The organism is Acetonema longum DSM 6540, assembly GCF_000219125.1.
Taxonomy (GTDB): domain Bacteria; phylum Bacillota; class Negativicutes; order Sporomusales; family Acetonemataceae; genus Acetonema; species Acetonema longum.
In genome coordinates this window covers 35064-57439 of record NZ_AFGF01000040.1, presented here as the reverse complement: position 1 = coordinate 57439, position 22376 = coordinate 35064, and the positions used below count along the sequence as shown (strand labels likewise).

Sequence of the window (22376 nt, the reverse complement as noted above, 5' to 3'; positions counted from 1 at the left end):
AAAGACAGTTATGTTGAATATTACTAAAACCGGTATCTTAACCTTTGGAAGGAGGATCATAGTTGAATTTCAATCTACCGGAACTCACGGAATACTTTCAGACGCTTTTTAACCATGCCCATCTTGCGCGCCTGTCGGTATCACTCGGCATACTGGGCGCCTTTATCCTGCTGCAGAATCTTTTTGTCCGCTATATTTTCCGCTTTTTCTTCTCTATGCCCAGCATGGGCAACGCTTTCTTATTGCAGGCTTTGCAGAAGCCATTAAAGCATTTCTTTGTCTTTATGGGATTTTACCTGGGTTTGAAACACTATCTGCCCGCTGCATCTTATACTTTTTTAGATAATCTGGCGGCCACGGCTATTGTCGTTTTCACCGCCGACAGCGTCTATACCCTGATCGGTCTTTATGCCGCCGACGAGAAAGAAGTCTTTCGCCTGTTTAACAAAAAAATCGACAGCATTCTCATCCCCTTTTTCTCCAAAATACTCAGACTGCTGGTCATCGCCATGGCGTTTGTGGTCGTAGCCAGCAGATGGGGGTACGACATCAATGGGTTTATCGCCGGCCTGGGGCTGGGCGGTCTGGCCTTCGCCCTGGCTGCCAAGGATTTGCTGGCCAATATTTTCTCGGGCGTTGTGATCATCACCGATAAACCGTTTAGCATCGGCGATTGGGTTAAAACCGGCGATGTGGAAGGGACCGTGGAAGACATCAGCTTTCGCAGCATCAGAATCAGGCAGTTCGATGCATCTGTCGTCACAATTCCCAATGCCGGACTGATTAATTCGCCGATTATCAACTTCAGCCGGAGAACCTTACGCCGGATCTCTTTTAATTTGGAAGTAAGGTATGACACTTCCAGCGACAAACTAAAAAATTGTATAACCCGCATCGAAAAGATGCTTTTAGACCACAAGGGCATTGATAATAAAACGATTTTTGTGAGATTGAATTCTTTCGGGCAACATGGACTGACCATTCTTATCTATTGCTTTACAGCCACCGCCGTATGGGGAGAATACCTGAAGATTAATGAAGAGGTTCATTTCGAGATTATGAAGATATTGGAAGACGAAGGAGTAAAAATTGCTTTGCCCAGTCAAAGCGTCTATCTTGAAACCCGGAATCCCTCCGGCTCCGACCCGAATTGATTGTTAAGCCGGGCAAGAACCGGTCTGGCTCACCGGGCAAAAGTCCCCTTAGCAATCACCCGCCCCTGATCCATCATCTTCCTGCCTTTAGCCAAAACCACCTGCAGCTTGAGATCCCGGTCCATAACCAGCAGGTCCGCGTCGCTGTCCTGACGGATGCAGCCTTTCCGGGGATAGATGCCTAAGACTTTGGCCACATGGGCGGTAAAAAAAGGAATCGCCTGACCGATATCCAATTTTTCCTGTTGCACCAGATTTTTCAACACCATGAGGGATGCATCCAGACTGCCTATGCCTATGCCGATGATGTTTCCCGCTGAGTCGTATTGGGGGACGCTGCCGTTGCCGTCGGAACTGACGGTGATATTTGCCGCCGGAACGCCGTCCTTGATACACTCTGAGATCGCCCGACTGGGCTTAATTTTGTCAGCAGCCGTAAGTTCACCGAAGGATGTGATGTCAATGTGTCCCCCCAGTTTGGCAAATTCTTTGGCCTGCTCAAACAATTCTCTGGTACGGGTAACGTGGGTCGGCATAAATTGGGTAACTGGGATATCGGTTTCAGCTGCGGCCTTCATGATCATATCCAGCCGGCCTTTGCCTTCGCCCATGTGAATATGGACAATACCAGGCTTGCCGCTCAGCATGCCTGCCACCCGGGCGTCAGATGCCAGCCGGACCAGCTCGTCAAAAGTAAAATGTGACGAACGGTGATCCGACAAGGCCATCTTCACGCCGATGATCTTATCGATAAACATGATATCCCGGGCCACGCTGCCGGTAATGGTTACGCTGGGCGTCGTATAAGAGCCGGTATAAATGTAAGTAGTAATTCCTTCGGTTTCAAGCCCCTTGGCCTTGGCCAGAAGCGGCTCCACAGACCGGGCAATGCCATCGGTTCCCAATAAACCGACCGCCGTGGTCACACCGGCTTCAATGATCTTTTCCAGAGAGACTTCCGGCGTGCGGGTAGCAAATCCCATCTCACCGCCGCCGCCAATTAAATGGACATGGGGATCTATCAGCCCGGGCAGAACGACGCTCCCCCGGGCATCCAGGATCTCCATATCCGGCAAGCAGGCCGCCACGCCGCCAGGTTCAATGTTCCGGTCCAGGCGGAGAATTTTTTCGCCGGCAATCAAAATATCCTGCCGGCCAAGGTTTTCCGGAGCGTATACATTAGCGTTTTTAATCAATACCGTCAATCATACAACCTTCTTTCTCTGATTTTCCGGCTAGGCAGGCCGGTCTTTTTTAACCCATAAAGGAGTTTATTGTCGTTTGCCATAACTATTACATAATCTATGATAAAAGTGCGCCGTTTATTTGCGCATTCTTTGCGGAGGCTCCGCACTCACCCTGTTGTGCCGGCAAGCGCCGGGGAAAAACCGTGAAAATGGGAGGGGTTACCTTGTCAGCGCGCAAACCAATCATTGGGATCACCTGCAGCACCATACCTATGGAAGGAGCCGTCACGTCGGGAATAGCCAGGGCTTGTGTCAATATGGATTATATCACCGCCGTGACCCTGGCCGGCGGCGTACCTCTGCTGCTGCCGCCGATAACCGACGAGACTATTGTCCGGGAGCAGATCCTGGCCATAGATGGACTTATTCTGTCCGGCGGTCCTGATGTGGATCCTCTGCTGTTCGGAGAGGAGCCGCTGGAAAAACTGGGTACCGTCAATCATTACCGGGATCGCCATGAATTGCTGGCCATCCAGGCAGCGGAGGATTCGCGCAAACCCATGCTGGGAATCTGCCGGGGGATCCAAATGCTCAATATCGCTTATGGCGGCACGCTGTATCAGGATCTGTCGCAAATAGAAGGCTGCAGCATCAAACACTCTCAGACCACTGCCCAGCGGGACGCCTTGTGGCATACGGCGGATTTGGAACCGGCGTCGGCTCTGGCCGGCATCCTGGGACAGACGCAGCTCCCGGTGAACAGCTATCACCATCAGGCGCTGAAGGCGGTTGCTCCGGGCTTTAACGTGACTGCCCGCTCCAAAGATGGTGTCATCGAAGCCATAGAACGCCCGGGGGAGCTTTTTGTATTGGGAGTCCAGTGGCATCCGGAAATATTAGCGGCAACCAATCCGGCCATGCTGGCACTGTTCCGGGCGTTCATTCATGCCGCAAGCAACTAGGGAACCCTTGAAAAAGGCCCAGCTGCGTCACTTCAGCCTCCTGCGGGCGGACTCATTCATAAAGGGTTTCTTTTCGGCTTCATAGGCAACAGATAGTTTTTCTGTATCATATGAAAAAAGGACCCACGTCAGAGACGCGAGCCCTAGTGTTCTGTCACCTTAAAAGTTCAGAGCACTATTTATATCTCAGCCACTTTATCCGGCAGCACCAGGAATTGTCAAAATATACGGATCATAGCCCAATGCCATAATGTATGTAAACTGATGCTGCCGGACAAATGTACTGCTTTCTTGCCTCTATCATATCGGGTAAGTATGACAAAAATATGACAAATCTACCAAACGTGACTAAAAATAACTATGCAAATTCAGATGGCCAATTCCCTGACTCAGAATACGAAATAGCGGCTCATAAGACCGAAAAACAGCGCCGGGATTACTCCCGGCGCTACGTTTGTGCTATATTGGGTTGCAGATGGGCCTTTTTCAACAGTGCCTACCGCCTGTCCGGCAATCCGGTGAAAAGTCGTACCACCCAGAGAAATAATACCGCCCCAACGGTGCTAGTCACAATAGAACCGAGTGTCCCGTAAGACTGCAGGCCAAGTAAGCCAAACAGGAAATTCCCCACAACCGCTCCTATGATACCCACAACTATATTTCCTAAAACACCAAAGCCTTGCCCTCTTGATACCTGTCCGGCCAACCATCCGGCCACCATTCCAATCAATATCGACCATAGCATGCGCTCTACCTCCCAGGAAACATGTTTGTTTCTAGTTTTTCCTGGCAGATTTATTTTATCCGGAAACTCAGTATGGATATATCTATTATAAATAGGATCGAAAATGGCTCATAGGCCGCTCAACGGATGTTATCCGGTCAGTGGGAATTTTCGCTGAAAAAAGAAGTAATTTTCTCCATGGCCTGCACTTCATCAGCACCGTCGGCACATACGGTAATAATCGCGCCGTTACCGGCTCCCAGGGTCATCAGGCTGAGGATGCTCTTTGCATCAGCCTGCTTTTCCCCGAGCTTTACTGTTACCTTGCATTGAAATGATTTGCACAACTGGACAAAAAGGGCGGCCGGCCTGGCGTGAAGGCCGCCTGCATCGGTTAAGGTAATTTTTTGTTCAATCATTGTTTTATCTCCTCTCAGTTTAAAAGATCGAAGGATGCCGGCATTGTGCCGTCCTTTATTGGGTTAGGCATTGATATGTTCGCTATCAATTATCCAATAGCTTCAAATATGTGTCAAGTTCATGCTTCAATTCTGCTTCTACCAAAACGATAAAGTCCCGGCAGTCGCCAGTAGTATGAGCCTGATCCAAAGAATCATAGTACTCCGTCCGTAATTCCCGATGAATCACAACCGGCGGATAGCCATGCTTCATGAGTTCCAGATTCAAAAGCAGCCGGGAGGTCCTGCCGTTGCCGCCTGCAAAAGGATGTATCCCGACAAACCGGATATGAAGCTGAGCCGCCCGTTCTACAGGGTGCAATACTCTGCCGTCACCTTCATACCATTGTATCAGCCTTTCCATTTCCCCCGGCAGTTCGTAAAAAGGCGGCGGAATGTATTTGGCGCCGGCAATCCGCACATTCTCCCGGCGATATGCCCCTGCGTTTTCATCATCAATTTTGCTTACTATCAGATGGTGGATGTTCTTAATCTGCCACTCGGACAAAGATTCGTCTTTTTTAACAATCTCTTCAATGTAAAGAATCGCTTCCCGATGATTGATGACCTCCAGGTGTTCCCGCAGCGTCTTGCCGCCCACAGTGATCCCTTCCAGGACTACTTGGGTTTCGGCTAAGGTTAAGGTATTGCCCTCAATGGCATTGGAATGATAGGTCCACTCGATTAAAAGATGTTCCTGCAGGCTTTGGACGGTATGAACCGGCAATGGACGCTTGGCGTCAAGCAATTTCTTCCTTGCGTCGATCTCGGTAAACAATCCCACCGCCTCCTTTCAGTTCCATGCACTTCAATTGATGATCGCTGCAATCAGTATCCCCGTTAAAAGCGCAATGCTGATACTGGTAAATGTACCGACTAAAAAATACTCGGCAAAATTCTTTTCTTCCAGCCGCTTGTGCCGCGCCAGGGCTTTTCCCGCCACTACCAGGCCGATAGGCGCATAATGTTGCTGCAATACCAGAGTGAGAATCAACAGCCGCTCTAAATTGCCTATTGCTTCACCGGCGTTCTTTTTCCTCTGGTCCTTATTCATAGTATCTTCATTGATTCCACTCATTTTTAAATGAAGGTATTTGTCGAGCACTTTCTGAATAAGGATCGTTGCCCCTTTAAAATTGAATATGTACCCCGTCAAAACAACAATGAATTGAAATGCATCCTGGTTGGTTGCGTTCAAAAATACCGGGTAGCAGTCTGACAAAAAGCCGCCGAAACTCAGCGCAAATTGATTCAACTGAATATCTTTTATAAAAGAACAGGACAGTCCGATTAAAACCAGATGAAGCGCCTGGTCAGCCATAAACGACTCAAAGCCTTTGTCCTGCTCCCCATTCCGTTCATCATATGCGGTCTTACCTTTGTCTATAGCCCCATGGAGCAGGGCAAGCACTATGATGATCCCCAATAGACGACTGTTAAGATAAGGCAGAAGGAGTATGCCGCTTATCAGCAGATGATGCCCTACGTGTTGAAACATTCTTTGAAAGCCGGTTTTCTTTCCCACCGCGATTCCATCGCCCTGAAAAACAAAATCGGCTATGACGTGGCTCAGCACCAATAAAGCCAGAATCATGTTTATATCCACCACTGCCTCCCCATCCCTCTTATTTTACAGGATTCCCATCCTGTATTTTAAAAAACAGGGCGAGAATCCTGTTTTCACTATACAAGATCTAATGCCTATAATGGTCAATCCATTCTAAATAACTTGCTATTGCTTTTTGCGCACCGGTTATTTCCGGCATATAGGACCAGTTTACAATATTGGATACGCTTTGCTGTTTAATATCGAGATGTTCTGCAATTTCTTCCTGAGTGGAACCTTTTTCCAACAGTTCCAGGACTTGCTTCTGGCGCTTTGTCCTTTTTTTGCTGCAAGATTCAATAAAATATTGTAGGGAATTAATCATATCCGTCCCTGCCCCAACCTCTGGGAGAGCCGTACGATAAATAACGCCGGGTTTCTTCCGTTTGGCTTGCTCCACCGCCTTCCTGGCGGCATGGAACGCCGGTCCGTCCATGCCAATGGCCATTTCCCGATTAATGTCAGTGGAAATATCCCCGATGCCAACCCCGAAAACAAGATCAATGGGCGCCATTTCTCTGATTACAGTCTTAATCACTTCAGGCGCAGTCTGTACTCTTTTTAACAGCACCTGAAACTCATCTCCGATTGTCACTGTAAACGGTGATGCAATATCCGCCTGATATTGCCGGCAGGCTCTTTCTGCCACCGCCTGGAACTTTTTCTGAACTTCGCTTCTATCCGCTAATTTCCGTGAACCGACAATATCACCGATAATAGCGCAGTACAGCATATCGGAATCCCTCCCTCAGCATGATTACGGCAGGGGAAAAGCAAGACAAACCCTTACATTCATTCACTTCTAATTTTATTCGCTTATGGGAAGAAGTTCAATGTTTTAATATAAAAAACGAGAGCAGACTGAACGTCACTGCCCTGCTGTCACCCCAACCGGACAGGACTTCACACAATTAAAGCACATATATTGGTTGCCTATATGGGCGGCCTGGTGCAGCCGACCGTACCGTTCGCTGCGCAGCAATTCTTTCTGTTCTTCGGGGGAAGCAGCGCCGAATTCTGTCCAAAAGGCTATGTCCGTTCCCAGGCTGTAGGGCAGAGCATTTTTCAGGCATTTTGCCACATTGGTTTTGCCTTCCTGCTCTAGGGCTTTGACCGGGCAATTGTTTACGCAGAGATTGCAGTGGATGCAGAGATCTTGTTCAATCTTGGGCGATGGTTCCAATTCCAGGTCGGTTATAATGCTGACAAAGTTAACCCGTGTGCCGAAGCGGGGATGAACCACCAGATTATGACGGCCGAAAGTACCTAGTCCGGCAGCGATCGCCGCGTGCCTCTGGGAAAAATCAGCAATGCCCCTGCGGTCATGGCGGACTTCAAAAGGATAAGACAGAGGTACAGTAGCCACCTTGGCGTTAAACCTATTTTCCAGGAACCGTGCTGTCTTATAAGAAGCTTCCCGGGCATAAGCTCCCAGATCCATATATCCGTTTAAGGCAACGCTCCAACTGGGGCTTTCACAACTGGACAGCACCTTGAATGCCAAGACAATGAAAGATTCGGCCTCCGGCAAAAACTGGCGGATTTCGTAAGATTTGGGGTTCTGATAATCCCCCGCCCGCGCAAAGCCCACATCATCCACACCCAGGTTCAAAACAAACTCCCGGATCGCTTGCTGCATCAATCTTCACTCCTCATTCTTAATAAACGTGTATATGCACATAAATTCAGGCATAAATAATTTTACTGATTACTGCTGACAGCTCTGCGGAAATCATCCGCCCATCAGGGTACAAGAGCCTCCAGTTTGGATGATAATTCGATTAGCTTAATCAGCTCCTCTTGCCCCAGATATTCTTTCAGCGATACCTGCGCCTCTCCCCACAGCTCCCAGGCTGTTGCCATCGTCGCCTGGCCGGCCGCGGTGATCATAACCTGCCGGGTACGCGAGTCTTCGCCCGGCCGGATGACAATCAGCCCGGCATCCGTCAGTGGCTTCATATTGCGGTTCAAGGTCGTCCGGTCAATGCGCATCAGCTTGGCCAGGTTACTGATACTGGCCTGTTGGGCCACTTCAATATGCTGTAGCAGCGACAGTTGAACAACACTAAGCCCGCTGGGTTTTAACACCTCATCATAAAACTGGGTAACAGCCCGTGAGGCCCGTCGGACATTCATGCAGAGGCAAATGCTGGGGTATTTGGGGTAAACCTGAGAGATATGATTCATTGCTATGCCTTTCTATGGTGGTTGCAACCATTAAGTGTATATGCACATTTTATGTTTTATTATAGATCGTTCAGCGTAATACGTCAAGCAACTAAAGCTCCCGGGGCAAAACCCCAAGAGCTTAATTTCTTGCTGGCGAGGGCGTGTAGGAATCGAACCCACCAAGGACAGGAATACTGCCCCACAAACAGTTTTGAAGACTGCAGAAACCACCAGGTTCCATCCACCCCCAAGATTCTGTAAAATTATTGTAACATGCTTTTCAAGAAAGTGCCAGAGGGCAGAAGATTACAGCTTGAACTTGCCTATGGCTGTCTGCAGGTCTGCTGCCATGAGGGAGAGGGCCTGGCTGGAAGAAGAGATTTCTTCCATGGAGGCGGATTGTTCTTCGGCAGCGGCTGAAATGGTCTGGGTGTTGCCAGCCGTATCAGTGGCGATGCTTTTTACGCCATTAACGGATTTGACCACCTCGTCGCTGGAAGCGGAAAGTTGCTGGGCAGCGGCGCTGATCTCCTGAATCTGGCGATTCAATCCCTGGACTAGAATGACGATATGGTTAAATGTATCACCGGTAGCGGTGATGGACTTAGTGCCCTGTTCCACCTCGGCCGCTCCCTCATTCATAACCCTGACAGCTACGCCGGTTTCAGTCTGGATAGACCTGACGATATCAGCGATCTTCTGAGCGGCTTCCTGGGACTGTTCGGCCAGTGTACGCACCTCATCGGCAACTACCGCGAAACCTCTGCCGGCTTCACCGGCCCGGGCCGCTTCAATAGCGGCATTGAGCGCCAATAGATTAGTCTGCCCGGCAATACCGGTAATCACATCGACAATTTCGCCGATTTGCTGTGAACTGGCACCCAGCTTCTGTACTGCCTGAGCTGACTTATTCACCGTCTCGGTGATAGTCCGGATCTGACCGGTGGCCTGAGACACAGTTTCACTGCCGGCAACGGCCGCTTTGGCGGCATCATCCGAATAAATCGACACTTTTCCGGCAGTGGCTGCGATGTGGTGAATCGCTTTATACATATCTCCTACTATTGCTACGGAGCGTTCTGCCGCCGATACCTGATTAGCCGCACCGCCGGCCACCTGGGCTACGTTTCCGGCTACCTGGCTCGCCGCCTGGGCCGACTGTTCGGCAATCGCAGTCAGTTGCTGACTGGATGAAGCCACCTGTTCCACCGATCTGCGCACCTGTGACATCAAGTTTCTAAGGTGCTCTGTCATAGTTTGAAAGGATTTCACCAAATCCCCGATTTCGTCATCACCTTTATAATTCAAAGAGCGATACGTTAGATCCCCGTCCGCAATCCGGTCAGCAACGATGACCACACCCGCCAGAGATCTGGCGATCCGACGGGAAATCCAGAATGAAAAACCAACCACCAAAAGAAAAATAAGAGCATTTAAACCCATCACCGTATTCTCAACAATAATCACCGAAGCATGATTTTCTTCCTTTTTTACGGCAACTTCATTATCAATAAATGCAAGAAACATCCTGGTAATGGCATCAATCCCTTCAGCCCGTTCGGCAATCGTGGCGAAATACTTAACTGTATCTTCTTGTCCTATTTTATCCCGGACCGAAATCCCATTGTCTAAGATCCGGACATAGTCTCGGATAGCCAGCTGCCAGACACTAAACTCACGTTCAGCCTCAGGTGACTGCATCCGTGTCCCCAGCGTTGCCAGCAGAGCCTGCATCCGCTGCTGTGAATCCCAGTATTGCTGCAGGTTACGTTTATCCGCAGACATCACATAGGACCTCACCTGTGTGCTTTGATTCCAAAGCTCGATATTGACTCCTTTAACATCTTTGATCAATGAAATCGAATATGATAGCAATTGTTCATAGCTGCGTTCAATCTGTATGACTTTGTAATAAGCAAAAGCATTAACCGCCGTAAACGCCACTGCCACGGCAATCGAACACGCCAAAATCTGGGCACCTATGCTGAGCCTGATTTTCAATCTCATTTCATCCTCTCCTTGGTTCTGATTTGATTCCCTCCACTCCCGATTGCAGATATCCGGCAGAAAACTTTGACATTATTTTAACACAGTATTCATAAAATTTCGATAAAGATTTCTTTTCATAATAAAACCACGAAAGCAAGTCCAATAGCAGTGGACTTGCTTTCGTGGTTATGTTCAAATTATATTCATGGACTAGAGGAGGGCCGTTACTCTTGCATCACTGGTACGAATCCGCATAGCATTGTCCAATGGATAGATCAAGATCTTGCCGTCACCAATCTGCCCGGTGCGCGCTTCGATAGACACGATTCTCACAACCTGCCCCACCCTGTCATCCGGTGCGACGATTTCGATTTTTACTTTTGGCAATAAATGAATGGCATATTCACTGCCGCGGTATACTTCCACATGGCCCCGCTGCAGGCCACAGCCAACGACCTGGGTTACAGTCATGCCGCTGATTCCCATTTTACCGAGTGCCTCTTTCACATTCTCCAACTTATCCGGTCGGATGATGCACTCTATTTTTTGCATACTCTCACCCTAGCCTTTCTTAGATTCCTGGATCATCCGAAGCCACCCGCCCAGACCGGGTCATCGCATCAAAATGCAAAAAAGCTTACAGACACTCTGTCCCGTAAGCTTCACTGCTTTACCGATCAGTATTTAACTGTTACTAATATACCATATCGTTGCATTGATTGCAATATCAAAATGACGCGCGGAATAGACTATCCATTTATATCCCTGCCCCATGCCGGCTGCTTAGTGACATTCAGCGGTTTTGTTTAACGGGGTATTGATGGACTTTCGCACAGGCCGGATTACATTTGCCGCAATTGCATTCTGTTTTGCCATGGCTGGCATTCCAGGCCAGTTTGCCAACATAACCGACTGCGGCCAAACCCACCCCATAAAGAATGAGTTGTTCCATGATCATATTCCCTCCCGTTCCTGTTTTTATTATTGGGCAGCTATCATCGATAACTGCTAATCAGCTTATATGGAATCAGCGACCTCGACTTCAATAAAATCAGCCTCGGCTTTACGCAAAGACAGATTAAAACCTTTGAGTTTGATTTCCATCGGATCTCCCAGGGGAGCATACCGTTGCACCGCAATCTTGGTCCCAGTCACAACTCCCATATCGACAATCCGCCGCTGAATAGCACCGCCGCCCCGTACCTTTTTTACCTGGCCGATTTGCCCCGGAAGCAATTGACTTAATGCCTTGACCATTTTTTCTTCCCCCTGTCTCTCGAGATATTGAATTTCATTCTCAATCCATCCTCATCATACCCCTTACCCGCTCCTTTGTCAACGGACCGTTCATGAACCCTTTCGGCATCTCTACCGGTAAAACCGGCTGCAATCAAACTCGGCTCGTTTCGTTTATACCTGCTTCATTCGCCATTTATCACCGGGTTTCTTACTCGATGCAGTGACAAAAATCAGGTTTCGGTTCATATCATATAGCAGAGAAAACATCCCGGAGGTACATAATGGATATAAATCCCCAGCCCATTCCACTGTCCAATCTGGCTGTGGGCGCAGCCTGCAAAGTAGCTTCGATCGAAGTAAGCGGATTGCTGCGCCGCCGGGTGCTGGATCTGGGTATTGTCCCGGGCACTGCTATCATCTGCATCCGCACCAGCCCTGCCGGCAATCCGACAGCTTATCTGGTCCGTGAAACCTTAATTGCCCTGCGTAATGAGGACGCGGCGCAAATTTTAGTCTATCCTGCCTAGAGATCCTCGATAAAGGAGGGTCTTTCTGAGATAGCATAAAAAAGATCCCGCCAAAAAGCGGGCGGGATTAAAATGGAGTAATCGTAATTTTGTAAGTTATCGGATGACATCCACTCCCATAAAGGGACGAAGCGCTTCCGGCACGATGACGGAACCGTCCGGCTGCTGGTAATTTTCCAGGATAGCCGACACGGTACGGCCGATGGCCACACCGGACCCGTTCAGGGTATGCACGTATTCCGGCTTGGCTTTAGGCTCCCGGCGGAACTTGATGTCAGCCCGGCGGGCCTGGAAGTCTTCGAAATTCGAGCAGGAAGAAATCTCCCGGTAGGCGTTAAAGCTGGGCAGCCAAACTTCCAGATCATAGGTTTTCGCCGAGGAAAAACCCATGTCGCCGGTGGAAAGCAGCATGACCCGGTAAGGCAGGCCCAAAAGCTGCAGCACCTGCTCGGCGTTATTCGTCAATTTTTCCAGTTCATCATAGGACTGCTCCGGCAAGCTGAACTTCACCAGTTCCACTTTGTTAAACTGGTGCTGGCGGATCAGCCCCCGGGTGTCCCGTCCGGCTGCTCCGGCTTCGGCCCGGAAACAGGCGCTGTAGGCCGTATAGTATAGAGGCAGATCCTTAGCCTCCAAAATCTCCTGACGGTGGTAGTTGGTCACCGGTACTTCGGCGGTCGGAATCAGGTAATAATCCAGTCCTTCCAGCTTAAACATGTCTTCGGCGAATTTAGGCAGCTGGCCGGTGCCGAACATGCTGTCCTTATTGACGATAAACGGCGGGAGGAATTCGATGTAGCCATGCTTGCCGGTATGAAGGTCCAGCATGAAATTAATCAGCGCGCGCTCCAGTTTTGCTCCCAGACCCCGATAGAAGGTAAAGCGGGCCCCGGTAACTTTGCCGCCCCGCTCAAAATCCAGAATTCCCAGGCTTTCACCGATATCCCAGTGAGCTTTGGGTGTAAACTCGAAATTTTGGGGATTGCCCCAGCGGCGTATCTCCTTGTTGCTGTGCTCATTCGGCCCCACCGGCACAGAATCATGGGGCACGTTAGGAATATTCAGCAGGATATTCTCCAAGGCTGCTTCCGTCTCTTTTACTTTATTGTCCAGTTCCCCGATCCGGTCACCCACCTGACGCATTTCTAAAATCTTTGCGTCGGCATTTTCCCCGGCCTTTTTCATCCGACTGATCTCCTGGGAGACAGTGTTGCGGTTATTTTTCAACGTTTCCACTGCCAATAAAAGTTCGCGCCGTTCTTTCTCCAGTGCCTTGAATTGGTCCAGGCTGACGGCTGCACCCCGATTTTTAAGTGCTGTCTCAACTTTGTCGGTATGGTCTCTGACAAATTTCATGTCCAACATTAATGATTCCCCCTGATATATAGTAGATTGGTTGACGTTCAATAAATAAAAAACTCCCGTCCACTATAGGGACGAGAATTGATTCCCGCGTTGCCACCCCGGTTGACCCGACCAGTCCGCTCATCCACGCTGTAACGGGCGCCTTCCCGTACGGCTCACCGCCGTCCGCTCCAAGGTGGATAACCGGTAGTATTACCGGCTTGCACCAGCCGCCGGTTCTCTGAAAAACACTTGCCGATCTTGCCTTTTCACCGCATTTAACCATGATCTATAGCCATAGTATATTTTCTTTTATTTTACCTTATTCACGCTGGGATGTAAATACTGGCAAGCTTTTTGGGCTCTAAAAAAGACTGCTAGCAGCGGTCTCTCTTTCATATAATTTAGGAGTTGTTGCAAACCTAGCCGTAGTCTCGAATCTGGGATCGTTCAAAAAAAGTTCAGATGCCAGGCGCACCCACAGGAGGCTGAAGTGACGCAGATGAGCCTTTTCAACGGTCCACAGCGATTTGGGGGTTCCCGTAGAGAATCGAGGTGATGGAATGAGCCGATCCCAACTGCTGGCGAGCATACAGATCGCCTTTACCTATGTAAGCACCGTCATTGGGGCGGGATTTGCCTCAGGCCAGGAATTACTGCAATTTTTCGCCGCTTACGGATTGTATGGTCTCATTGGACTGGCAATTGCCAGTTACGGATTCTTCCGCTTAGGCCCTTATATTATCGAGTTGGGGCACCGTCTCCAGGCCACAGGGTATCATCAGATCCTGTATTATGTCTGCGGCCCCAAACTGGGGGCTATCCTGGATGCTTGCACCGCTGTCTTTTTGTTCAGCGGACTGAGCATCATGCTGGCTGCGGCAGCCACCATCGGACGGGACTTCTTTAACCTGCCCTATGCCGCCGGCCTGGCCGTCATGACCGTCGCCCTTTTGATCACCATGATGGGCGGCATCCGGGGCATCGCCTCGGTCAATATGCTGCTGATGCCGGTTATGATCTGCTGTTCGGTGGGAATCAGCTTTTATTCTCTGGTGCATCACGGGGTCGAAGCCGTACCTTTGCTCTTCATCGAAGCGGAACCGCTTTCCTGGCGGTTTATTCTGTCCGGGCTGCTTTATCTTTCTTATAATATGGTGCTGGGCGCCAGCATTTTGGCTCCTTTGGGCAAAGCCGCGCCGGAAAAAACAGTCCGCCAACGAGGCGGACAATTGGGCGGTTTAATATTGACTTTGCTGGCGTTTTGGCTGACGGCGGTCATCTTAATCCACTACCCTCAGGTAGTGACCTCGGAAGTGCCTATGTTATCCATCGCCCAGTCTCAGCATTGGGCCAGTTACCTGCTGTATGCGGCGGTACTGCTGATGGCGATTTACACCACTACCATCGTCAACCTGTACGGCGCGGCGGATAAGTTGGCCGGGGTCGGACGCTGGCCCTTAAACCGCTGCGTGCTCATCGTTACTGCCGCCGGTCTGGCTTTCAGCGGTCTTGGCTTCACCGCCCTGCTCCGGACTATTTATCCTTTTTTCGGGCTCCTGTCCCTTTATTTTACCTTCAGGCTCATGTGGCTGTCATATCGAGATAGTTAATGGCGCTCAATACCGCCACCAGCCCTTGGCCGGTGGCCCGGGATATCTGCAAAGGCTTGCCGGTGCAGTCGCCGGCGGCGAAAACGCCGGGAATGCTGGTTGACATGTCGGGATTGACCTTGATGACTTCACCGTTGAGTTCGATGCCGGCGAGAATATTCTCCACCGGATCAGACTGGCGCAGTATGAAGATGCCGGCTACATCCAAGCTCTCTTTGTCGGTAATAAGCTGCCCTACCGTATCCTTGCCGGTAATTTTCTGAGGCCGCTGCTGCCTGACAACAATATTGGACCGCTCCGGCTTAAGTTCCTGCTCCGGTTTATACTGAGGCAGATAGTATACATTGCGGCAGATTTCCCCCAAAAATTCAGCCTCATGCTCGCCTTCCGCCGTATAGGATATCACGGCCACATCCCGGTTCCGGTACAGCATGCCGTCACAGGTAGCGCAGTAGCTGACGCCCCGTCCCAGATATTCCCGTTCCCCGGCAAACAAGGCGGTGCTGACTACCCCGGTAGCCAGGATGACAGTTTTTGCCTGATAGGCATCGGTAGGAGTAAGCAGGTTGAAACCTTCGCCGGCAGGAAAGACGTTTACCACTTTTTGTTTGACCAGATGGGGTTCAAAATGCAGGACATGATCGACAAACTGTTGCATCAGATCTTTCCCGGAGATCTCGGGTATGCCCAAATAATTATGCACTTTATGGGCTTTTTGCAGTTTCAGGCTAAAATCCAGATGTTCGAACAACAGAATATTTTTGTTGCGGATCCGTCCGGTTAAAGCTGCTGAAAGTCCGGCCGGCCCACCGCCGACAACCGCGATATCGTAAATTGTTTCTGACATACAATCCCCCCTTGAAAAGTTTAATGGGAATGAGGTGGCCTCAATGGCTTCTTATCGGATTACCCGTGTGCCGTGCCCGATGATTTTTCGCTTATTTTTTGCCGCCGGCGTCTGTTTCGGCGGTGGGTTGGGAATCTTCATCGGATTGGTGGAAAGAAATGTACTGGGAATCGTCGGCGGGATGTTTCTCGGTTTGTTCTTCGGTTTATGTTCGGCTGCAGCCGCCACGTTTTATGCATTTGTTTTTAACACATTTTCGCCCTATACCGGCGGCCTGGAGCTAGAGATGACGGCCAGCCCCTCCGACTTCCCTTTGGCACCGGCTCCGCTTCAGCCTGAATGCCAGCCTGAAACAGAGCAACCGCCAAAGCTGTGGGAGCAAACGGCCTTATTTGACCCGCCGCAAGAGGAAACGCCCCAACAGCCTGAGGAGGAAAATTAACCGAGATCGGCGGCTACCTTCTTCATCCTCTCCCGAATCGGCAAGTCATAGGGGCAGCGGCTCTCACAAACGCCGCATTCAATGCAGGCCGAGGCTTTGGCCGGCAGGGAGGCGTAACGCTGGGGAATGGCATCGGTCATGCCGTAGCGGACATACTGCAGGTGATAAATAAAAGTGGTGGGTATATCGATATTCACGGCGCAGGGCATACAATAACCGCAGCGGCGGCAGAAATTGGAGCCGATCGTTTTGGCTTCCTCCGCCAGTTCCCGCTGTTCAACCGCAGTGAGCGGGCGAAAATGCTTTGCCGGCGCCAAATTTTCTTCGATATGCTTCACTTCGTCCATGCCGGGGATGGCCACCACATTATGGGCCAGGATAAACCGGAGAGCCAGTTCGGTTTTGGTAATCTGACCGCCGCCCAGCGGTTTCATGGCAATCTTGCCAATATCCAGGGAGTCGGCCAATGGGAACAGTTCTTCCAGCGCCCCTGTTTCAATACAGTTGAACGGCACCTGTACCGTACTGAATTCATTAGTTCTTAAAGCCTGAATCAGCAGCGGAATGCTGTGACCGGTTACGCCGATAAAGCGAATCTTACCGGCGGCCTGGGCCGCTTTCAGGCCTTCCAGCGCTCCATCGGGAGCCAGTACGGCGTCTAAGTCTTTCTGCTCTTTAATATTATGGATCTGATACAGATCAATAGTATCCGTCTTCATATTGCCTAAGCTGATGTCAATATCCTTGAGTATGCCTGCTTTTGTCCGGGCCATGCTCTTATCAGCCAGGTAGTACTCCTTGCGGCGGGATGAAATGTACCGGCCGATTTTGGCCTCACTGTCAGTATAAGCCCGGGCTGTATCAAAAAAATTAATGCCTGCGTCCAGCGCAGCATGGAGCACCGGTCCCGCCTCATCCATGCTGCAGCGCTGTATAGGCAGTGCTCCAAAGCTAATGGCGGTTACCTTCATATCGGTACGCCCCAATCGCCTCATTTCCAACGGTCATTCCTCCTTTTATTTTACCCATCTATTCGCGAACTGCAGCCCAAATCCTGCCGCAGCTATGATATCTTTTCCGTACAAAGAAAAAATATCCGATGACATTCCGCCACCGGATACTAAAACCGTTTCCTTATTATACGATTTTTTCCCCATGATACCGTTCGCCGCCCGCATCCGGCAGGATGCGATAGCGTTCGGTCCAGAGGGTCTTATATTTGACCGCCTGGGCGTGGAGTTTGTCCCATTCCTCAGGAATGGATTTTATGACCTTGGCCGGGAGACCGACAACCAATGAATAGGGCGGGATAACCTGATTTTCCCGGACCACCGCACCGGCGGCGACAATACTGCCTTTGCCAATGACCGCGCCATTCAGAATCACAGCTCCCATGCCGATCAGGCAATGATCCTCGATGGTGCAGCCATGAACGACCACATTATGCCCAACCGTCACAAAATCGCCGATCTTAGTGGCAAGAGAGTCAGCCACATGCACCACACTGTTATCCTGGACGTTGGAGTAGCGTCCGATCTCAATCTTGTTCACATCGCCCCGGACAGTGGTATTAAACCAGACACTGCTGAATTCTTTCATAGTCACGGCGCCGATCACCATGGCTCCGTCAGCAATAAACGTCTTAGGGTCCAAAGTAGGCAAAATGCCTTCAAATTCTTGAATCATATGTTCACCTTCCGTTTCCATATCCGTATCTGATATCGGATGAAGGAGGACCTGGAAGGCCTTTCCTTCATCATATTCTACGATACCACAAATTACGACAAATGTTAACTATGTTGTAATTATGATTATATTAAGTGGATTACCATGGCGTCCCTCAGCTTCGGCTCAAACCAGGTGGATTTGGGAGGCATGATTTCTCCGGCATCGGCAATGGCCATCAGTTCCTGAATCGAGGTGGGATAGAGGGAAAAGGCTACGGCATAGCGGCCGCTGTCCACCAGGCGTTCCAGTTCCTTCATGCCCCGAATGCCGCCTACGAAGTGGATTCGCTTGTCGGTGCGGGGATCTTTGATGGCGAGAAGCGGCGCCAACAGGTTCCTTTGCAGGATGCTTACATCCAGGGCTCCCACCGGATCGTCCGGATCAAAGGAGTTGGGTTTCGCCGTCAGCTTGTACCAGCAGCCCCCCAGATACATGCCGAGAGTATGGGCAGCCGAGGGTTTATATGCGCCACCGCCGGCCTTTAGTTCCACGATAAACTTCCGGGAAATTTCCGTCAAAAAACCTTCCGGGCTCCTTCCGGCCAGATCGGTCACTGCCCGGTTATAGTCCATGATCTGCATCATATCGTGAGGGAAAATAACCGCCAGGAACCGATTATATTCCTCCTGACCGTTATGTCCCGGATTGCTTTTCCGCAGGCTCTCCCGAACCCGGGCGGCGGCAGCCGAGCGGTGATGGCCGTCGGCAATGTACAAAACGTCAACCTGCTGAAAGGCGGCTTCAATGCGGCTGCACAAGGCCCGGTCCGCTACCAGGTAAAGAGTGTGGCTGATGCCGTCTTCCGTCATAAAATCATAAGCCGGCGGTTCGGCCATGGCTTGGTCAATCAACCCGCTGACTGTATCTGTGGCTTTATAGGTCAAAAAAACCGGTCCGGTCTGAGCACCGGTGGCCCGGATATGATCCACCCGGTCCTGCTCCTTGTCTGGCCGGGTCAGTTCATGTTTCCTGATAATATTATGCTCATATTCTTCCGCCGAAACCGCTGCCACCAAACCAATCTGCACATGGTGCCCCATTTTTTGCTTATACACATAAAAACAAGGCTCTGAATCCTGGCGCAGGATTCCTTGGGCGATAAATTCCGCAAGGTTGTCCTTGGCTTTCTCATAAACCCGGGGGGAATGAATATCGATCTCCGGCGGCAGATCCACCTCGGATTTTGTCACCCGCAGGAAACTGTAAGGGTTCGTTTTGACCAAGGCCCGAGCCTCATCCGAGTCCATTACGTCATAGGGCAGGGAAGCCACGCGAGACGCCAGTTCCGGCGCCGGCCGCAAGCCGCAGAAGGGTTTCACAACCGCCATTTTCTTCTCTCCTCCGTCATTTGTCATTTGCCATGTCATATTTATGATTTTTAATATATATGTTCTTTCCGGTCAAGTCAAGTGCGCTGCCGCAAAAGATACAGACCTGCCCAGAAACAGACTGCCTGCCGGATTCCCGGCAGGCAGTCTGTTTGCAAAAGGAAAGGGGAAAAGATTATAAGAAAATCTTGGCGCCAGGGCCCAGCGGCAGGTCCAACACAATAAACAGGATCAACCAAGCTGTCCAGCATACCAGGAAAGCAAGCGCATAGGGCAGTTGGGTGGCCATCAGGGTCCCCATGCCGGCGGTCTTTTCCTCGCTCTTCAGGTAGCGGGACATAATGCCCAGCATAACCGGCACGTAGTAGTTGAGCGGAGTCACAGTGTTGACCGAGCTTTCGCCGATCCGGTAGGCTGCCTGGGTTAAGGCAGGCTCATAACCAATCAGGCCAAACATCGGCACAAAGACCGGCGCCAGAACCAGCCACTTGGCCGAGCCGCTGATTACAAACAAGTCAACAAATGCCGCCAGCAGGACGAAAGAGATAATCAGCGGGATTCCGGTAAAATCCAACGCTTTCAATACCTCGGCGCCTTTAACCGCCATAATCGTGGCGATATTGGATTTGGTAAACCAGGCCACAAACTGGGCGGCGGAAAAGGCAGTGACGATAAAGCTGAGAGACCCGGCCATGCCTTGGGTCATCAATTTGGTAGCGTCGCCTTCTTTCTTGATGATGCCCTTGCCATAGCCAAAGGCAACGGAAATACAGAGGAAAAAGAAGAACAGGATAGGGATGATACCGTTTAACAGAGGCGACGCAGGCAGAATCGAGTGAGTTTTCGGGTCGCGCAGCAGACCGGTTTCGGGAATGAGCATGCCCAGCAGGATGAGGATATACACCACGGCGGTCCAGCCGGCATATTTCAAACCTTTATTTTCTTCAGGCGTCAGTCGGTGCTCGGCAGTGGAGCCAGCTCCAAGGTCCATATAGGGCATGAGTTTATCCAGGCGGGGGGCCACAACTTTTTCGGCCACCAGGGTGCCGACAACCGTCAACATGATCACTGAAGAACTCATCAGGTAATAGTTAATGAGAGGATGAACCGCTACCTTGGCTGTCTGAGGAACGATGCCAGTGGCCGATTGAGTAATACCGGCCAGCAGCGCGTCCGTGCCGGCAGGCAGGAAATTGGCGCTAAAACCGGCTGAAGTGGCGGCGAAAGCAACCGACATTCCCAAAATGGGATTGCGGCCCATGCCGGCATATACCGCAGCGGCTGCGGCCGGCACAAAGACCATGGAAGCATCGGAAGCTAGATTGCCATTGATCCCCAGCAACATGACAGTGGCGGTAACCGCCCATGGCGGCACTCCCATCATGACCTTACGGACAAAGGCGCTGATAAATCCACTGGATTCGGCCAGACCCATGGCCAGCATCATGGTAACCACCAGACCCAACGGCGGGAAATTGATAAAATTCTTAATCATGTCAGTGAGAATATAGCGGAAGCCGTCAGCCGTCAACAAGCTGGAAATCTTGACCACCTGGGTTTTGCCGCCTTGCCCGACAAAGGAAACGCTTGTGCCGTCAAAAACCCAGGAAATGAGTAAAACAAACAATCCTAATAATGCGAAAAGTGTAAAGGGAGTCGGAAACTTGTTACCGATAAATTCGACGACGTTAAGGAAACGCTGAAAAAAGCTCTCTTTTTCTGTTGAATTTTGCACCGAAACAGGATTAGACATAAGCTACCTCCTCTGTTATATGAGATCGAAACTGTTGCGCATCAGACATAGAGCCGCGCCTCATCCCCCCTTTGGCTTGTATGAGTTTGATAATAGGAAAGCGCATTTAACGCTGTCCGGTACATAAGGATAGCACCTGTCAGCAGACAGCTTTCGTCAATATCAAAACGGGAATTGTGCAAGGGATGCTGTTCCCGGCCGGCCGATACGCAGCCCAGCCAGAGGAATGCTCCCGGAATCCGGGTGAGATAGCGAGCAAAGTCCTCGCCGCCCAGCACCGGCGCAAGATCGGTGTGAACACCGCTTTCCCCCAGAAGATCTTGTGCCGCCTGGGCGAAGAACGAAGTTGGTTCTTCCCAGTTTTTCAATCCGGGATAGCCAAAATCATATTTCAGATCAAACCGTCCGCCATGGGCCTGAGCAACGCCTTCCAGCGCACGTTTCATGCGTACGGGAATTTCTTGTCGCACCGATTCTCCCAGCGTGCGCACTGTCCCTTCCAGGACAACTTCTTTGGGAAGCACATTGTAACGCTCGCCGGCGGCAATGGTCCCGATATTCAGGGTTGCGACTTCCAGGGGACTGATCTGACGGTTCATGATATGGTTAAACCCTTGTATGGCGTCACTCATCATGGCAACAGCATCAATGCCCTGATGGGGCATTGCGCCGTGGGCGCCTTTGCCGAAGAGCTTGACCGTAAACCGGTCGGAGGCGGCCATAATCCGTCCCGAACGGATACCCACTTCCCCGGTGGGCAGTTCAGGCCAGACGTGCAGGCCGAAAATCGCATCCACCGCCGGGTTGTCAAGGGCCCCGTCATCCATCATCGCCTGAGCACCGCCTACCGGCGCGGCTTCTTCCGCCGGCTGAAAAATAAGCTTGACTGTACCGGCGAAATCGGCCTTTTGGCGTAGCAGTTTGGCAGCACCCAGCAAGATCGCCATATGGGCGTCATGACCACAGGCATGCATGACGCCGTCATAACGGGAACGATAAGGTGTCTCACTGTCTTCATGAATCGGCAGGGCATCCATATCCGCCCGCAGCGCCACTGCCGGGCCGGGCTGCTTGCCCCGTACAATGCCTACCACTCCCGGATGGTTGGTAAAGGTTTGATATTCGATTCCCATCCTGTCCAAGGCCTTTTGAATCACTGCCGAGGAGCGCCGCTCTTGACCGCTGAGTTCGGGATGAGAGTGAAAGTCCCGGCGCCAGTCTATCAACATCGGCAACATATTCTGTACATCTTTATCGATTTCCACGATAAAACCACCTTTTGATAATGCATTGAATCATTCATGTC

Annotated in this window: 24 protein-coding genes and 1 tRNA gene; 5 read left to right on the top strand and 20 right to left on the bottom strand. The window is 50.8% G+C overall.

From position 1 onward, the window contains the following. Positions 1 to 62 precede the first annotated feature (62 nt). Positions 63 to 1154: a mechanosensitive ion channel family protein gene (locus ALO_RS04960; RefSeq protein WP_004093492.1), complete on the top strand. Its 1092-nt coding sequence runs from the start codon at positions 63 to 65 to the stop codon at positions 1152 to 1154. A gap of 29 nt (positions 1155 to 1183) precedes the next feature. Here ALO_RS04960 and iadA read toward each other — a convergent pair whose 3' ends face one another. Further along, entirely contained in the window at positions 1184 to 2359 is a 1176-nt protein-coding gene (gene iadA, locus ALO_RS04955; protein ID WP_004093491.1) for a beta-aspartyl-peptidase, read from the bottom strand. A 206-nt stretch (positions 2360 to 2565) separates the two neighbouring features. Here iadA and ALO_RS04950 point away from each other — a divergent pair, with 206 nt between their 5' ends. Beyond that, positions 2566 to 3303 (top strand): gamma-glutamyl-gamma-aminobutyrate hydrolase family protein, encoded by a 738-nt coding sequence (locus ALO_RS04950; protein ID WP_004093490.1) that lies wholly within the window; start codon positions 2566 to 2568, stop codon positions 3301 to 3303. 496 nt (positions 3304 to 3799) lie between these two features. Here ALO_RS04950 and ALO_RS04945 read toward each other — a convergent pair whose 3' ends face one another. The 12 genes from ALO_RS04945 to ALO_RS04900 all read right to left on the bottom strand — a co-directional run bounded on the left by ALO_RS04945 (position 3800) and on the right by ALO_RS04900 (position 11506). After that, positions 3800 to 4048 carry a GlsB/YeaQ/YmgE family stress response membrane protein gene (locus ALO_RS04945; RefSeq protein WP_004093489.1) on the bottom strand — a complete coding sequence of 83 codons (249 nt, stop codon included), beginning with the start codon at positions 4046 to 4048 and terminating at the stop codon, positions 3800 to 3802. Positions 4049 to 4185: 137 nt separating this feature from the next. Beyond that, positions 4186 to 4446 (bottom strand): HPr family phosphocarrier protein, encoded by a 261-nt coding sequence (locus tag ALO_RS04940; RefSeq protein ID WP_004093488.1) that lies wholly within the window; start codon positions 4444 to 4446, stop codon positions 4186 to 4188. Positions 4447 to 4531: 85 nt separating this feature from the next. Continuing rightward, on the bottom strand, positions 4532 to 5263 hold the full coding sequence (locus tag ALO_RS04935) for a Fic family protein (protein ID WP_004093487.1): 732 nt from the start codon (positions 5261 to 5263) through the stop codon (positions 4532 to 4534). A gap of 30 nt (positions 5264 to 5293) precedes the next feature. After that, positions 5294 to 6091, bottom strand: a complete 798-nt coding sequence (locus ALO_RS04930; protein ID WP_040292762.1) for a DUF3307 domain-containing protein — start codon at positions 6089 to 6091, stop codon at positions 5294 to 5296. Positions 6092 to 6179: 88 nt separating this feature from the next. Continuing rightward, positions 6180 to 6824, bottom strand: a complete 645-nt coding sequence (locus tag ALO_RS04925; protein WP_004093483.1) for a SatD family protein — start codon at positions 6822 to 6824, stop codon at positions 6180 to 6182. A gap of 135 nt (positions 6825 to 6959) precedes the next feature. Further along, a complete protein-coding gene (locus tag ALO_RS04920; RefSeq protein ID WP_004093481.1) occupies positions 6960 to 7730 on the bottom strand; it encodes a 4Fe-4S binding protein in 771 nt (256 codons plus the stop codon). A gap of 104 nt (positions 7731 to 7834) precedes the next feature. Next, a complete protein-coding gene (locus ALO_RS04915; protein WP_004093480.1) occupies positions 7835 to 8278 on the bottom strand; it encodes a MarR family winged helix-turn-helix transcriptional regulator in 444 nt (147 codons plus the stop codon). A 133-nt stretch (positions 8279 to 8411) separates the two neighbouring features. Then, positions 8412 to 8509: transfer RNA gene (locus ALO_RS22350), tRNA-Sec, on the bottom strand. Positions 8510 to 8566: 57 nt separating this feature from the next. Next, entirely contained in the window at positions 8567 to 10267 is a 1701-nt protein-coding gene (locus tag ALO_RS04910) for a methyl-accepting chemotaxis protein (protein ID WP_004093478.1), read from the bottom strand. Positions 10268 to 10459: 192 nt separating this feature from the next. After that, positions 10460 to 10801: a P-II family nitrogen regulator gene (locus ALO_RS04905; RefSeq protein WP_004093473.1), complete on the bottom strand. Its 342-nt coding sequence runs from the start codon at positions 10799 to 10801 to the stop codon at positions 10460 to 10462. 241 nt (positions 10802 to 11042) lie between these two features. Continuing rightward, on the bottom strand, positions 11043 to 11201 hold the full coding sequence (locus tag ALO_RS22345; RefSeq protein WP_169313127.1) for a hypothetical protein: 159 nt from the start codon (positions 11199 to 11201) through the stop codon (positions 11043 to 11045). A gap of 65 nt (positions 11202 to 11266) precedes the next feature. Continuing rightward, entirely contained in the window at positions 11267 to 11506 is a 240-nt protein-coding gene (locus tag ALO_RS04900; RefSeq protein WP_004093470.1) for a FeoA family protein, read from the bottom strand. Between the two features lie 263 nt (positions 11507 to 11769). On the opposite strand from ALO_RS04900, the gene ALO_RS04895 reads away from it, so the two are divergent. Beyond that, complete coding sequence (locus ALO_RS04895; protein WP_004093468.1) at positions 11770 to 12015, top strand: FeoA family protein; 246 nt, start codon at positions 11770 to 11772, stop codon at positions 12013 to 12015. A gap of 96 nt (positions 12016 to 12111) precedes the next feature. Here the strand turns inward: ALO_RS04895 and serS are convergent, their stop codons facing one another. After that, positions 12112 to 13380 (bottom strand): serine--tRNA ligase, encoded by a 1269-nt coding sequence (serS, locus tag ALO_RS04890; protein WP_004093466.1) that lies wholly within the window; start codon positions 13378 to 13380, stop codon positions 12112 to 12114. A 542-nt stretch (positions 13381 to 13922) separates the two neighbouring features. Between serS and ALO_RS04885 the strand changes: the two genes are divergently transcribed. Next, positions 13923 to 14972, top strand: a complete 1050-nt coding sequence (locus ALO_RS04885; RefSeq protein WP_004093464.1) for a YkvI family membrane protein — start codon at positions 13923 to 13925, stop codon at positions 14970 to 14972. On the opposite strand, the gene ALO_RS04880 is transcribed toward ALO_RS04885, so the two are convergent. Then, a complete protein-coding gene (locus ALO_RS04880) occupies positions 14944 to 15819 on the bottom strand; it encodes an NAD(P)/FAD-dependent oxidoreductase (RefSeq protein ID WP_004093462.1) in 876 nt (291 codons plus the stop codon). The genes ALO_RS04885 and ALO_RS04880 overlap by 29 nt on opposite strands. Positions 15820 to 15862: 43 nt before the next feature. Between ALO_RS04880 and ALO_RS04875 the strand changes: the two genes are divergently transcribed. Beyond that, entirely contained in the window at positions 15863 to 16261 is a 399-nt protein-coding gene (locus tag ALO_RS04875; RefSeq protein WP_004093461.1) for a hypothetical protein, read from the top strand. Here the strand turns inward: ALO_RS04875 and ALO_RS04870 are convergent. The 5 genes from ALO_RS04870 to ALO_RS04850 all read right to left on the bottom strand — a co-directional run bounded on the left by ALO_RS04870 (position 16258) and on the right by ALO_RS04850 (position 22335). Then, entirely contained in the window at positions 16258 to 17256 is a 999-nt protein-coding gene (locus tag ALO_RS04870) for an aldo/keto reductase (RefSeq protein ID WP_050806975.1), read from the bottom strand. The genes ALO_RS04875 and ALO_RS04870 overlap by 4 nt on opposite strands. Positions 17257 to 17398: 142 nt before the next feature. Then, positions 17399 to 17947, bottom strand: a complete 549-nt coding sequence (locus ALO_RS04865; RefSeq protein ID WP_004093455.1) for a gamma carbonic anhydrase family protein — start codon at positions 17945 to 17947, stop codon at positions 17399 to 17401. A gap of 125 nt (positions 17948 to 18072) precedes the next feature. Continuing rightward, on the bottom strand, positions 18073 to 19317 hold the full coding sequence (locus tag ALO_RS04860; protein ID WP_004093453.1) for a DUF1015 domain-containing protein: 1245 nt from the start codon (positions 19315 to 19317) through the stop codon (positions 18073 to 18075). Between the two features lie 175 nt (positions 19318 to 19492). After that, positions 19493 to 21070: an AbgT family transporter gene (locus tag ALO_RS04855; protein WP_004093451.1), complete on the bottom strand. Its 1578-nt coding sequence runs from the start codon at positions 21068 to 21070 to the stop codon at positions 19493 to 19495. Positions 21071 to 21111: 41 nt separating this feature from the next. Next, the gene (locus ALO_RS04850) at positions 21112 to 22335 is read right to left on the bottom strand and encodes a M20 metallopeptidase family protein (RefSeq protein ID WP_004093449.1); all 1224 of its coding nucleotides are present in this window, start codon (positions 22333 to 22335) and stop codon (positions 21112 to 21114) included. Positions 22336 to 22376 lie beyond the last annotated feature (41 nt).